Source organism: Massilia sp. LC238, assembly GCF_000735635.1.
Taxonomy (GTDB): domain Bacteria; phylum Pseudomonadota; class Gammaproteobacteria; order Burkholderiales; family Burkholderiaceae_D; genus Telluria; species Telluria varians.
Genome location: NZ_JNNN01000030.1, coordinates 287,807 through 301,109 on the forward strand (window position 1 = coordinate 287,807; position 13,303 = coordinate 301,109).

The 13,303-nt window shown below is 68.5% G+C and carries 10 protein-coding genes; 5 read left to right on the forward strand and 5 right to left on the reverse strand.

What is annotated here, in order from left to right; genetic code table 11:
- Window positions 1-29 precede the first annotated feature (29 nt).
- From FG94_RS07300 to FG94_RS07320, 5 genes are all read left to right on the forward strand, one after another.
- Entirely contained in the window at window positions 30-1,361 is a 1,332-nt protein-coding gene (locus FG94_RS07300; RefSeq protein ID WP_036209029.1) for a sigma-54 dependent transcriptional regulator, read from the forward strand.
- Window positions 1,358-2,731 (forward strand): PAS domain-containing sensor histidine kinase, encoded by a 1,374-nt coding sequence (locus tag FG94_RS07305; protein WP_036209031.1) that lies wholly within the window; start codon window positions 1,358-1,360, stop codon window positions 2,729-2,731. Before FG94_RS07300 ends, FG94_RS07305 begins: the two co-directional genes overlap by 4 nt.
- Window positions 2,732-2,747: 16 nt before the next feature.
- Window positions 2,748-3,305: a glutathione S-transferase family protein gene (locus tag FG94_RS07310; RefSeq protein WP_051996326.1), complete on the forward strand. Its 558-nt coding sequence runs from the start codon at window positions 2,748-2,750 to the stop codon at window positions 3,303-3,305.
- 83 nt (window positions 3,306-3,388) lie between these two features.
- Window positions 3,389-4,165, forward strand: coding sequence for a spermidine synthase (locus FG94_RS07315; RefSeq protein WP_036209032.1), 777 nt, complete (start codon window positions 3,389-3,391; stop codon window positions 4,163-4,165).
- 247 nt (window positions 4,166-4,412) lie between these two features.
- Window positions 4,413-6,848 (forward strand): TonB-dependent siderophore receptor, encoded by a 2,436-nt coding sequence (locus FG94_RS07320; protein WP_036209034.1) that lies wholly within the window; start codon window positions 4,413-4,415, stop codon window positions 6,846-6,848.
- A gap of 45 nt (window positions 6,849-6,893) precedes the next feature.
- Here FG94_RS07320 and FG94_RS07325 read toward each other — a convergent pair whose 3' ends face one another.
- Genes FG94_RS07325 through FG94_RS07345 form a run of 5 tightly spaced genes read right to left on the reverse strand, consistent with a single transcriptional unit; the run spans window position 6,894 to window position 13,303 of the window.
- Complete coding sequence (locus FG94_RS07325) at window positions 6,894-7,922, reverse strand: kelch repeat-containing protein (RefSeq protein ID WP_036209036.1); 1,029 nt, start codon at window positions 7,920-7,922, stop codon at window positions 6,894-6,896.
- Window positions 7,923-7,937: 15 nt separating this feature from the next.
- Complete coding sequence (locus tag FG94_RS07330) at window positions 7,938-9,464, reverse strand: hypothetical protein (RefSeq protein WP_036209038.1); 1,527 nt, start codon at window positions 9,462-9,464, stop codon at window positions 7,938-7,940.
- Window positions 9,464-11,461 (reverse strand): DUF4175 family protein, encoded by a 1,998-nt coding sequence (locus tag FG94_RS07335; RefSeq protein WP_036209040.1) that lies wholly within the window; start codon window positions 11,459-11,461, stop codon window positions 9,464-9,466. The genes FG94_RS07330 and FG94_RS07335 overlap by 1 nt, the downstream gene beginning before the upstream one ends.
- Window positions 11,445-12,416 (reverse strand): BatA domain-containing protein, encoded by a 972-nt coding sequence (locus FG94_RS07340; protein ID WP_036209042.1) that lies wholly within the window; start codon window positions 12,414-12,416, stop codon window positions 11,445-11,447. Before FG94_RS07340 ends, FG94_RS07335 begins: the two co-directional genes overlap by 17 nt.
- On the reverse strand, window positions 12,413-13,303 hold the full coding sequence (locus tag FG94_RS07345) for a DUF58 domain-containing protein (protein ID WP_036209045.1): 891 nt from the start codon (window positions 13,301-13,303) through the stop codon (window positions 12,413-12,415). The genes FG94_RS07340 and FG94_RS07345 overlap by 4 nt, the downstream gene beginning before the upstream one ends.

Here is a 13,303-nt window from a genome sequence, read left to right on the forward strand (position 1 = left end):
GGCAAACAACCAGTGCTAAACTTGCCGTCATGCCCACTGTACTGATCATCGACGACAACGCCGCGGTCGCCATCGCGCTCGACGTCCTGTTCTCCCTCCACGACATCGCCGCCCTGCGCGCGGCCTCGCCCGAGGAAGGACTGGACATCCTCGGGCGCGAGCACGTGGACCTGGTCATCCAGGACATGAACTTCACGGCCGACACGACCTCCGGCGAGGAAGGCGTGGCGCTGTTCCGCGAGATCCGGCGGCGCCACCCGGACCTGCCGGTGATCCTGCTGACCGCCTGGACCCACCTCGACGCCGCGGTGGAGCTGATCAAGGCCGGCGCCGCCGACTATCTCTCCAAGCCCTGGAACGACGAGCGCCTGCTCACCACGGTGACCAACCTGATCGAGCTGGGCCAGGCCAACCGCGCCCTGAACCAGCGCCTGCAGCGCGAGCGCAAGGCCAAGCGCGAGCTGGAACAGAACTTCGACCTGCGCGGCCTGGTCTGGCAAGACCCGGCCACCGAGCGCGTGCTCACCCTGGCCTGCCAGGTGGCGCGCGCCGACGTGCCGGTGCTCATCACGGGCCCGAACGGCACCGGCAAGGAACGCATCGCCGAGATCATCCAGGCCAACTCGCAGGTGGCCGACGGCCCCTTCGTGGTGCTGAACTGCGGCGCCCTGCCCTCGGAACTGATCGAGGCCGAGCTGTTCGGGGCCGACGCCGGCGCCTATACCGGCGCTTCCAAGGCCAGGGAAGGCAAGTTCGAGGCGGCCGACGGCGGCACCCTGTTCCTGGACGAGATCGGCAACCTGCCGCTGGCCGGCCAGATGAAACTGCTGCGGGTGCTGGAAACGGGGCGCTTCGAGCGTCTCGGCTCCAACCGCGAGCGCCAGGTGAAGGTGCGCGTGATCAGCGCCACCAATGCCGATCTGGGCGCCATGATCCGCGCCGGGACCTTCCGCGAAGACCTGTTCTACCGCCTGAACGTGATCGAGCTGCGCCTGCCGCCGCTCGCCGCGCGCCCGGGCGACATCCTGCCGCTGGCACTGTCCTTCCTGCGCGGGAAGACCCTGCACCCGTCCGCGGAAAGCGCCCTGCAGGCCCACACCTGGCCCGGCAACGTGCGCGAGCTGAAGAACGTGATGGCGCGCGCCAGCCTGCTGGCGCAAGGTGATGTCATCAAGGCCGCCGATCTCGGCTTGCCGGTGGCGGTGGCGTCCACGCCGGACACGGAGCCGGACCGCGACGCCATCGTGCAGGCGCTGGCGCGCGCCGGCGGCGTGGTGGCGCAGGCTTCAAACGAACTGGGCCTGTCGCGCCAGGCACTGTACCGGCGCATGGAGCGGCTCGGCATCGCCAGGCCGGCATGAAGCGCACAGGGTTCCGGCTCTCGCTGGTCACGCGCTGGTCGGCGCTGGTCGGCACCCTGCTGGCCCTCGGCATGCTGATCGCGCTCGGGCTGGACCACCTCTTCCCCGAACATCCCGCGCTGGTCTTCTTCACCTGCCTGGTGGCGATCGTCCCGATCGCCATCATCACTATCCGCACCCAGATCCAGCCGATCCTGTCGCTGTTCCGCGCCCTCGAGGGCACGGTGGCGAGCTACCGCGACGGCGACTTTTCCTTCAGCCTGCACTGGCCGCAGAACGACGAGCTGGCCGACCTGATCGCCGCCCACAATGACCTGGGCCAGGTGCTTCGCGAGCAGCGCCTCGGCCTGGTGCAGCGCGAGCTGCTGCTCGACACCATGGTCCAGAACACCCCGGTGGCCATGCTCCTGGTGACGGACTTCGCCACGGATACGGGCACCTCGGCCGGCACCATCGTCTACGCCAACCTGGCCGCGCGCCAGCTGCTGTCCGAAGGGCGCAAGCTCGAAGGCCACCAACTAGGTGACATTCTGGAAACCGCGGCGCCGGCCCTGAAAGAGGCGCTGGCGCGCGGCGGCGACGGCCTGTTCACCGCCGGCGAATCCGAGGAAGAAGAGGTCTACCACCTGGCGCGCAGCAGCTTCACCCTGAACGGCCGGCGCCACGAACTGCTGCTGCTGCGCCACCTCACCACCGAGCTGCGGCGCCAGGAAGTGCAGACCTGGAAGAAGGTGATCCGCGTGATCAGCCATGAACTGAACAATTCGCTAGCGCCGCTGGCCTCGCTCGCGCACTCGGGCGCGGAGCTGGTGCGGCGCGGCCAGACCGAGCGCCTGCCCCAGATCCTGCAGACCATCGGCGAGCGCACCCGCCACCTCGAGACCTTCATCCTGGGCTATGCGCGCTTCGCCAAGCTGCCCACGCCGCGTCTCGAAGCCCGCCCCTGGGACGTGTTCATCGACGCTCTGGCCGGCCAGGTGCCGTTCCGCCTGCTCGGCGACTTGCCGCAGGAGCCGGCCTGGATCGACGCCCCGCAGATGGAGCAGGCCCTGCTGAACCTGCTCAAGAACGCCCACGAATCCGGGTCGAAGCCCGAGGACGTCGCGCTGCAGGTGCGCCGCGTGCAGGACGCCCTGCGCATCGACGTGCTGGACCGCGGCACCGGCATGAGCGACGCGGTGCTGACCAACGCCCTGGTCCCCTTCTATTCCACCAAGCGCAGCGGCACCGGCCTCGGGCTGGCGCTGGCGCGCGAGATCGCCGAGGCCCACGGCGGCCGCATCTCGCTCTCGAACCGCGAGGGTGGCGGCCTGGCCGTCACTCTCATCCTGCCGGCGCTGCCGGCCCTGTCGGGCCCCCACACCCCATGAGCATGAAAGGATGTACATGCTGAAGATCATCGGCAAGGACACGTCGATCAACGTGCGCAAGGTGCTGTGGACCTGCCGCGAGCTCGGGCAGCCCTTCGAGCGCGAGGATTGGCACGAGGGACACGCCGTGTTCAACCCGAACCGGCTGGTGCCGGTGCTGGTGGACGAGGGTTTCGTGCTGTGGAAATCGAACACGATCTGCCGCTACCTCTGCAATCGATATGGCGCCGGCGCACTGCTCCCTCCAGGCGCGCGCGACCGTGCCCGCGTCGAGCAATGGATGGACTGGCAGGCCACCGACCTGAATACGGCCTGGCGCCCTGCCTTCATGGCGCTGGTGCGCAGGCACCCGGCCTACCAGGACCCGGCGCAGGTCGAGGCCAGCATCGCCGCCTGGAACCGCCACATCGGCATCCTGAATGCCCAGCTGCGCGCCACCGGCGCCTACGTCGCGGGCAGCGCCTTCACGCTGGCCGACGTCGTGCTGGGACTGTCGGTGAACCGCTGGATGATGACGCCCATGGACAAGCCGGACTTGCGCCACGTGGCGGCCTACGTCGAGCGCATGAGCTAACGGCCGGGTTTCCGTGAGTTCGGGCGTAACGGCATTGCCTGAAGCGCTCTGGTAAGATCGGCTTTCACCGCCGCTCCTCTGCCATGCCGCCTTCCTACGCCCGCATCGATCCCCGTTTCGCCCAGCCTGGCCACCCGCCCGCCACCATCGACGAGTTCGACGGCGTGCGCTTCCTGCACCTGGGCACCTCCTGGGTGCAGGGCGCGATGCGGCTGTCCAAGCCGGACGCGATCGAGCTCGAATACGTCCAGATGATGATGATGTGGACGCTGTTCATCCAGAACCCGCGCCGTATCGTGCAGCTGGGCCTCGGCAGCGCGGCCCTGACCAAGTTCTGCTACCGGCGCTTTCCCGGTGCACGCGTGAACGTGGCCGAGCTGAATCCGAACGTGATCGCCATCTGCCGCGCCCTGTTCGGCCTGCCCGAAAACGACGCGCGCCTGGACGTGCGCGAGATGAACGCGCTCAACTTCGTGCTCGATGCCGGCAACCACGGCCAGGTCGACGTGCTGCAGGTGGACCTGTACGACCACGACGCCCGCGGGCCGGTGCTCGATTCGCTGGATTTCTACCAGGGCTGCTACGACTGCCTGAGCAGCGATGGCATCATGACCGCCAACGTGTTCGGCCACTTCGACAGCTACGACAAGAACCTGCTCACCATGCAGCAGGTCTTCGACGCCGTGGTCTGGCTGCCCGAGGTGCACGATGCCAACATCGTGGTGCTCGCCTTCAAGAACGCGCCGGAGCTCGATTTCTCGGTGCTGTACGAACGTGCCGGCGAGATCCGGCGCCACCTGAACCTGCCGGCCAAGAAGTGGGTAGACGGGCTGAAGGAGTGGATGCGCGACCACGCCTGAGGTCGCGCAGCGGCAGCTCAGCGCACCAGCACCCCCTCGGCCTTGGCCAGCGACAGCCTCGCTGCTAGCACAGACGGTCCTCGCTTTCCATCCCCTTCTCATCAATACACCGAATCACGTAAAACTGTTGTGCCTTGCACAGTTCACACTTGTATTTACGCACTTTCTTGTTCAGAATCAATTCGCCACGGTTATAGGAGACCTAGTTTTTGTGATGGCGTAATTCAATTCTCAACAAGGGGACAAGATGGTGAAACGTGCAGAAAAGCAGGTATTACTGGTGACCGCGCTGGTATCGGCCATGGCATCGGCGTTCGCGCAGGAAGCAGCGGGCAGCCTGGGTCAGAAGGACACGGCGACCGTGGTCGTGCTGGGTTCGCGGACCCAGGCCAAGACCGCACTGGACACCGCCGTGCCGGTCGGCCTGATCAGCGCAAAAGACCTCCAGTCGGCCGGCTCGCTCGAACTCGGCAAGGTGCTGCAGGACCTCGACCCCTCGTTCAACTTCACCACTACTTTTATCAGCGACGGCACCGACATCATCCGCCCCGCCACTCTGCGCGGCCTCGGCCCCGACCAGCTGCTGGTGCTTGTCAACGGCAAGCGTCGCCACCAGCAGGCGCTGGTCAACGTGCAGCAGACCATCGGCCGCGGCTCGGCCGGCACCGACATCAATGCGATCCCCCTGTCCGCCATCCAGTCGATCGAAGTGTTGCGCGACGGCGCCGCGGCGCAGTACGGCTCGGATGCGATCGCCGGCGTGATCAACATCGTGCTGAAAAAGGGCGTGACCGATACCCAGTTGAGCGCCAGCCTCGGCACCACCAGGGAAGGCGACGGCGACACCTTCAGCGGCAGCGCGCACAAGGGCTTCGCCCTCGGCGCCAACGGCGGCTACCTGAACCTGTCGGTCGAAGGCCGCGACCGCGACGAAACCAATCGCGCCGGCCTGGACACCGCGCGCGTCAACCCGCCGCGGGTCACCCAGCGCATCGGCGACAGCAAGGCCAAGGACGCCTACCTGTGGCTGAACGCCGCACTGCCCTTGGGCGGCGGCGAGCTGTACGCTTTTGGCGGCGCATCCCGGCGCAAGGGCGATTCGTCCGGCTTCTTCCGCACCGCCGACGACGCGCGCAACGTGCCGGCCGTGTACCCGAACGGCTTCCTGCCGAACATCATCACCACCGTCAAGGATGCCTCCCTCGGCGTCGGCTACAAGCACGACCTGAGTGGCGACTGGAGCGTGGACCTGAGCGTCAACCACGGCCGCAGCGAGCTCGGTTTCCACGAGCGGAACTCGATCAACGTCAGCTACTACTACGAGAACGGCAGCTCGCCCCTGGAGGCCGACACTGGCAAGCTGAAGTTCGACCAGACCACGCTGAACCTGGACTTCAAGGGCTCGGTCGACGTCGCCGGCGCCCCGCTCCACATCGGCGCCGGTGTCGAATGGCGCCGGGATAATTACCAGATCGTGGCCGGCGACCCGGTCTCGTACCAGTACGGCCGCAGCAACGATCCGCGCAAGATCATCCGCGACCAGAGCGGCGGCATCGCGGCGTCCGGCATCCAGGGCTTCCCGGGCTACACCCCGGGCACGGAAGTGGACGACGGCCGCCACAACACCGCTTATTACGTCGACCTGGAACGCAAGCTTGGGGATGCGCTCTCGCTCGGTGCGGCCCTGCGCCATGAACGCTATTCGGACTTCGGCAATACCACCATCGGCAAGCTGAGCCTGCGCTACGACCCGTCGCGCACGATCGGCCTGCGCGCCAGCGCCTCGACCGGTTTCCGCGCGCCCGGCGTGCAGCAGAAGTTCTACAGCTCGGTGTCGACCAACCTGAACGCCGCCGGCGTGCTGACCGAAACCCTGACCGCGCGCGAGAACAGCGCCGTGACCCGCGCCTTCGGCATCGCCCCGCTGCAGGAAGAGACTTCGAAGAGCGCTAGCGTCGGCATGATCCTGCGCCCTACGAACGACTTCTCGGTGACGGCCGACCTGTACCGCACCAACATCGACGACCGCATCGTGTTCTCGTCGAACATCGCACCGGAGTCGGGCCCCTGCCTGACCGCCGCCGCCTGCCCGATCCGGGCCATCCTCGACCCGCTGCGCGTGGGCCAGGCGCAGTTCTTCACCAATGCGATCGACACCAGCACCACCGGCTTCGACCTAGTGGCCCAGCACACCACGCGCGGACAGGGTTCGACCCTGGTGCTGTCCGGCCAGCTCGGCTTCAACCGCACCAAGGTGAAGGACCGCCATTCGCAGTCCTCGGTCTTGACGGGCGCCCAGCTGTTCGACGACACCCAGGTGACGCTGATCGAGAAGGGCCAGCCGCGCCAGCACCACGTGGTGGCCGCCGACTACACGCTCGGCCAGTGGAATGCGACGGCGCGCGCGAACTATTTCGGCGAAGTGGAAGGCCAGGGCTTCACGCCGGGCTTCATCCAGACCTGGTCGGCGAAGTGGATCGTGGACCTGACCGGGCGCTACAACTTCACCAGGAAGCTGAGCCTGACGGCGGGCGTCAACAACCTGTTCGACACCTATCCGACCAGGTGGGACCCGGTCAAGGCGGCGCCCTTCCCGCAGCTGGGCTTTACGCACTGCTGGGAAACTTGCCCGTTCGGGATCAATGGCCGGTCGTACTACGTGAAGGCGGATTACGCGTTCTGATTGCGCTGATGCTCCGCGACCCGCGTCTGCCGCAGGTCGCGGGTGTCACCTGATCTCGAGGACTTCCAGCACCCGGCTGGCGCCCACCCCGACCTTTTCACCGCCACCCATCAGGAAGATGCGGTTGCCGACCACAGCCGCGCCATGCCCGTGCCGTGGCGTCGGCATGGCCGGCAGGGCCGACCAGCGGTCCGTCTTGGGATCGTAGACCCAGGCATCGGGAAACACCTTGCTGGCCGGGACAAACTGCTCGCCGCCGAAGGCATACAGCTTGCCGTCGTAGGCGGCCGCAGCCAGGCCGCCCTGGGCCTGGGGCATCGGCGCCCTGGTCTCCCAGCGCTTGGTAACGGGATCGTAGACCTCCAGCGTCGCCAGGTTGACCGGGCGCTGCCGGCCATCGGCCTGCTTGAGCATCTGGCGGCCACCCACCACATAGATCTTGTCGTCGATGACGGCGGCGGCTGCGCTATTGCGCGCGCTGGGCGCGTCGGGGATGCGCTCCCAGCGCTTGGTGCGCGTGTCCAGCGCCTCGCCGCGGGCGGTATCCGCGTGGGCGTTGATGTGGTCCGCCTCCGGGCTGGTCGGGACGCGCCCGCCGATGAAGTAGATCTTGTCCTTGACGGTAGCGACCACGCCTTCGGCCCGTGGCCCCGGCAGGGACGGGCCGACCGACCACCGGTTCGCCCCGGCGTCGTACACGAACACGGTCGCATGGGCGCGCCAGTCTGGAATCGCGCCGGAGAAGCCGCCGATGCCATAGATCCTGCCGCCGGCCTCGGCCAAGGCGATATGGTGCCGGCCTTCGGGCAAGGGCGCGAGCGTGGTCCAGCGGCCCGCTTTCACGTCATAGGCTTCGACATGGTCGGTGAAGCCCGGCGGCTGCGAGAGCACGCCACCTGCCACGACGATCCTGTCGCCCAACACGGCGGGATAGATTTCCTGCCGCGCGACGGCGGCATCAGGCGCGCGGGACCAGCGTACTGCCGGCGTCGCGTCGGCGGCCCCCTGCGCCGCGGCCTGGCAAGGGGTGGCGAGCAAGGCCACGGCCAGCATGGCCGGCAGAATCGATTTCACTGGTGTCTCCTTCGATCAGCGGCGCTCGCGCCACCAGAGCAGCAGCATCGCCAGGGTGAACGCGAGCGCGAACGGCCAGGCCGGGAAGGCACGTGCGGCGCCCGCCAATGCTGTCGCCGGCGTACGCGCGGCAAAGCGCGCGGTGGCCTCACGACGCTGCGCCGCCTGCCATTGCGGCCAGTCGCCCGGCGCGTAAACGTAGACCGCATGCGTGCCTGCTTTCGCATCCTCTACCTGCAACCAGCCCGACCGCTCTGGCCAGACGGCCACGCAGGCGGCATCGACACGCGGCGACCAGGAGCGCACCAGCTTCAGGTCCGGGAAGACTAGCTCACCCTTCACGCCACGCGCGCACAGCTCGATGCGCTGGCCCGGCAGCGGCAGTTCTTCCGGCTCCAACCATTCGACTTCTTTCGAAACGTTGGCCCCCACGCGGTCCAGCACGCCCTGCCACCACAGCGCCAGCGCCTGCGGTTCGGCGATCGCGTGGCGATGCCATTCGGCGGCGCCGAGCCAGGCGATGCGGCCCTTCTGCCAGCTGCGGGTCCACACCATGCCGTCCGCGCCGAGCCACTCGCCGGCTTCACGCGCAGCGGGGTTCAGCCGCGCCACCGACAGCTGCAGCGGCGCATCGATCTTCTTGTCCGCCGGCTGCGGCAGCAAGCGCAAGCCCAGGGTGCGCGACCAGATGCCCGGATCGTTGGCGTTCGCGCCCAGCACCAGGAGCGGCAGGCCGCCGGCCACGCGTCCCAGCAGCGCCGAGCGTTCCGCGCTGCTTGCACGCTCGAACCAGGCAGCGTCGATCACCAGCAGGTTCGGCGCCTTCATCTCGGCCAGAGGCAGCTCGGTGCGCGTGATGGCGCGGCCCAGCACCACTTGCCAGTCGAGCAGCGCACCGCTGCCGGCCAGCAGTTCGTTCAGGGTGCGCACATCAAAAGAAGGCGCGCCGAAGCGGCCCTGCACCTGCAGGAGATTCGGTTCCTTGATGGTCAAAGGCACCGGACCTTCGGCGATGGTCTTGCCGCCGCCATCCAGCAGGCGCGCCCTGAGCACGAGGCGCTCGGCCAGCGGCGGCATCCAGTTCACCACCAGGTCGCCGGTGCCGCGCGCATCGGCGATGACCTGGCCGTTCTCGGCCAGCAGCTGCAGGTGCGCGTCGGTTTGATCGTCGCGCTGCACTTTCAAGGTAAACGTACGGCCGAGCGCCAGCTGGCGCGGGTAATGCAGGCGCAGGCTGCCGCCTTCCGGACGCTGCCACTGCAGCGGCAGCGCGGGCAGGTCGTTCCACTGGGCGGCGCGCAGGCCGTCGCCCTTCACCGCAAAGGCGCGCACACCCTCCAATGCCGGCGCAGGCGCGGCCGGATCGAGCGTGAGGGTTCGGCCCGCATCGCCCGGCAGCTTGACGCCGGCTGCGAACAGGCCAAGCGCCGCCGCGGCGACCAGCACCAGCAGCGCATCGATGAATTGTCGGCGCCAGGCATAGAGGCCGGCGCTGGCGATGCCTGCAAGGCCGATCAGGGCGAGCATCAGGTTCGTGCTCATCATTCTTTCGTCCCCTCACGCCAGGCGCGCACGAAGGGCGTCTCGACCACCGGCTTGGCCTGCAGCAGCACCTGGCCCTGCCCCGCGCCCTGGCGCAGCCAGGCGCGCAGCACCGGACGGCAAGCAAGGCAGCCATCGGCCACGTCCTGGATCGCCTTCTGGGCCGACAGGCGCTGGTCGTCGTCCTGCAGGCGCTCGCGCACCCAGTCGTGCGCGCTGCGGGTCCACAGGGCCGGCAACGGGCCGTCGCCGGAAAGCGCCTGCACCAATCGGCTGAGGTCTTCCGGCACCCGTTGGTCGGCGCCGCCCTGCGCGCGGCGGTAGCTGGCAGTGCCGTCCATATCGCCGGTCATGCGCTTTTCTTCCTTGATCGGCGGCGGCACGAAAGCGGTCTTGTGCAGGTAGATGCGTTCGGCCTGCTGCAGCTCCTTGATCGCTTCCAGCGCCTTGTGCTCGGGCGCCAGGGCGACTTTCGGCGTGATCGCGCGCAGCGCCTTCTCGGCATCCCACATCGCCACCAGCGCACGGCGCAGCACCTTTTTCGTGTCTTCGTCGTACAGCGTGGCGTTCTCGGCCTCGTCGTGGGCGTGGCCATATTCGTGCAGGATGTCCTGGGTGCTTCCCTCGCCGCGGCCATGGTCGTGGCCGTCGTCCTCGCCGTGTTCTTCTTCGCCGTCGGTGAACAGCGAGGATTCCTCGCCCAGGAACTGGCCGTAGCGGCGGCGCAGCGTGCCCTGGTCGCTGGCGATCTTCTGGCTGCGCTCGATCACCTCGTCCCTGGCGATCTTCTGGGTGCGCATGTCGGCGATCAGCTGTTCGGTATCGATGATGATCTGGCGCTGGCTGCGCAGGCTCTGCGGCTTGACCAGCATCGGCATGGCGGCGCTCTCCTCTTCCGCTTCTTCCAAGGGCGCCGGCAGGCGCAGGGTATAGGTCGGCGACTGCACGGTATGCGGGCGCGCCGCGTTGTCGGTGGCGCGCACAAAGAAATACAGCTCGTCGCCCGGCTCCATGCCGAGCTCCGCCAGCGACCAGTTCTTGGACCAGTTGCGCTGCTTCGGGTCGGGCGAGCCCGGCAAGGGCATCTCGCGGTCGGTGAAGCGGATGTTCTCGCCGCTGCCGCGCGCCAGCGTCATGTGCAGGGTGGCGCGCTTGATCAGGTAGTCGTCGCGCACCTTCACGCCCATGGCGGCGTTGGTCGCGGTATCAGGCAGCTCCTGCACCATCTGGGTCGGCGCGGTGATGGTGATTTCCGGCGGCTGGTCCGGAACGACCTTGACCGTATAGCGGCTCCCGCGCCAGCGCCAGAACACCGATTCGGTAGCAGTCCAGCGCACGCACTCCTTGCCCGGCTTGAGCACCTGGCCGGTGCTGAGCTCGATGCTGTCTTCCGCCGCCGACGGGTCCTTCAGGCACCAGGTCATCACGGTCTGCTCCGGCACCTGCAGGTCCTTCGGCGCCGTCTCGATTGGCGCCACGCCAGTATAGGCCGGCGGCGCGGTGCGCACCACCAGTTGGCTCGCTACCTGCGCCGCGATCGCCGCCGGCTGCTTGCCGGGTGCGGCGACACCACCCTGCTGCGGCGCGGCCGTGGCGAACCACACCGCAGCGGCGGCGGCCACGCTGCCCAGCAACCAGGGCGCACCAAGCGTCACGCGGCCGCGCGCGATGCCGCGCAGTTGCCGGTTCGTGAGGCTGGCATCGAGGCGTTCGAGGATGCGGCGGCGCTGCAGCTGGGCGACCGGCGTCGGCGCATGCTCGAGCAGCGCGCTGCTGTCTTCCATCTCGGGGACGGCGCCATCCAGCCAGGACGTCCATTCGATACCGACGCGGCGGCGCAGGATGGCCCAGTCCCAGGCGCACCACATGCTCCATGCGATCAGGCCCGGCGCGGAGCGGATGAACAGCCACGGCAGCGCACCGGCGATCCACAGGGGAAGCCGGCGCAGCTGGGCGGCACGCCAGACGCGTTTGACGATCTCAGCGCCGTCTTGCATGCGTGAGACTCCTTTCGAGTACGAACAATGCCGTAAGAAGCGCCATCAGCATGTCGCGCAGCGCGCCGCTTGGTTCCGGCGCACGGGCAGTGCCCGACGCTTCGAACACGCGCGACGGCGCGGTATGGCTTGGGGGGCCGATGTGCAGGCGCTGCCAGTCGTCCAGCAGCGCGCGCGCGGCATCCGCCGTCGCCGGCGGCCAGGCTTCCGAATGCCACACACGGCCGCGCGCGCTGTCGGCGTAGCGCAAGCCGTCAACCTGTTGCGCCTTGCCCAGCTCCGGGAAGGCGGCGATGTCGGTGACCAGCCACAGCGGCGCGCGCAGCGATGCCGGAGGCGCCTCCTTGCGGTCCCAGACGATGAGCGAGGTTGTCGCGCCCGGCGCCGTGTCGATGGCGATACCCTCCAGGGCGAACACGCGGCGCCACTGCCCGGGGCGCTCGCTGGCGATATGGACGCGGCGCTCGACCTTTTCCGGCTGACGCGCCAGGGTACGCAGTTCGACCCTGCGGCCGAATTCAGGCAGGAGCGCCGGCATCGGCACGTCGCCCAGCACCAGCAGGCGCGCTTCCGGGCGCCACTCGCGCTGGTGGGCGCGCAGCCAGGCGATCGCCTGCTCCGCCGGCATGCTCAGGCGGTCGGCCTTGGCCAGCCCGGCCTGCGCCGCCTGCGCGTCGGCCCATTCAGGATCGGTGCCGGTGGCGACGATCACGGTATCGCCGCGCCAGGGCGTGACCGGGTCAGCCAGCCAGGCGATGACGGTGGCCAGCAGCAGGCAGCGCACCAGCAGCAGGAGGATGTCCTTCCAGCGCCATTCGCGCGTCTGGCGCGGTTCGGCGCGCGGCAGGAAGCGGCTGGTGGCCAGCAGTTCGGCCTTGTGCTGCTCGCGCTTGCGGCGATGCCACCAGATTGGCAGCAGCAGGATCGGTAATGCAAACCACCACAATTGGTTCATGGACGGCTCCCCGGACGGCGCAACCACAGGCGCAGGACTTCGCCCGGCGGCTGTTCGATACGCGCGGACACGATCGGGATATCGCTCCGGCGGCAGGCAGCGGTGACAGTGGCGAAGTGCGCCTCGCGGTTCTGGCGATAGCCTTCCTTCAGGTCGGCGCCGAAGCGGTAGACGCCCGCGCCCTGCTCCGGGTCGCGGTAGGCCAGGTTCGAAGAAAAACTGGCGTCCACTTCCGCCTGCGTTTGCAGGCACAGCACGCGCACGTCGTGGCGCATGCCGCGCAGGCGGACCAGTGCCTGCGACAGCGGCGACGGCCAGTCAAGCAGGTCGCTGGCCGCATAAACGACGCTGGGGGATTGGGCGAAGTGCAGGCTGGCGCGTAAAGTGTCGGCGTCCGGCAGTTCGCCCTCGGCCTGCACGCGGCTGAGCTGCAGCAGCACGCGCTGCAGCTGGCGCGGTCCGCGCATGGCTGGGGTGAACTGGACCTTGCCGCCGTTCAGGACGACCAGTCCGAAGGCGTCGCCCTGGCGCTGGGCGATCGCTGCCACGCAGCCGAGCAGCGTGCGCGCATAGGCCAGCTTGTCCACGCCCTCCACTTCGCGGCTGGGCTCGAGCATCGAGGCGCTGGCGTCCAGGACCAGCCAGACGGCGACGTGGCTGTCGCGTTCCGCTTCGCGCACGAAATAGCGGTCGGCGCGCGCCAGCAGCTTCCAGTCGACGCGGCGCCACTCGTCCCCGGGCGCATACGCCCGGTACTCGGAGAATTCGACGCCCGCCCCGCGCTCGCGCCCGGCGTGGATGCCGTGGCCGAGCCCCGCCAGCACATGGCGGATCACGAGGTCGAGCTTCTGCGTGTGCGCGATCAGCGCGGTCTTCGCCAGCGACAA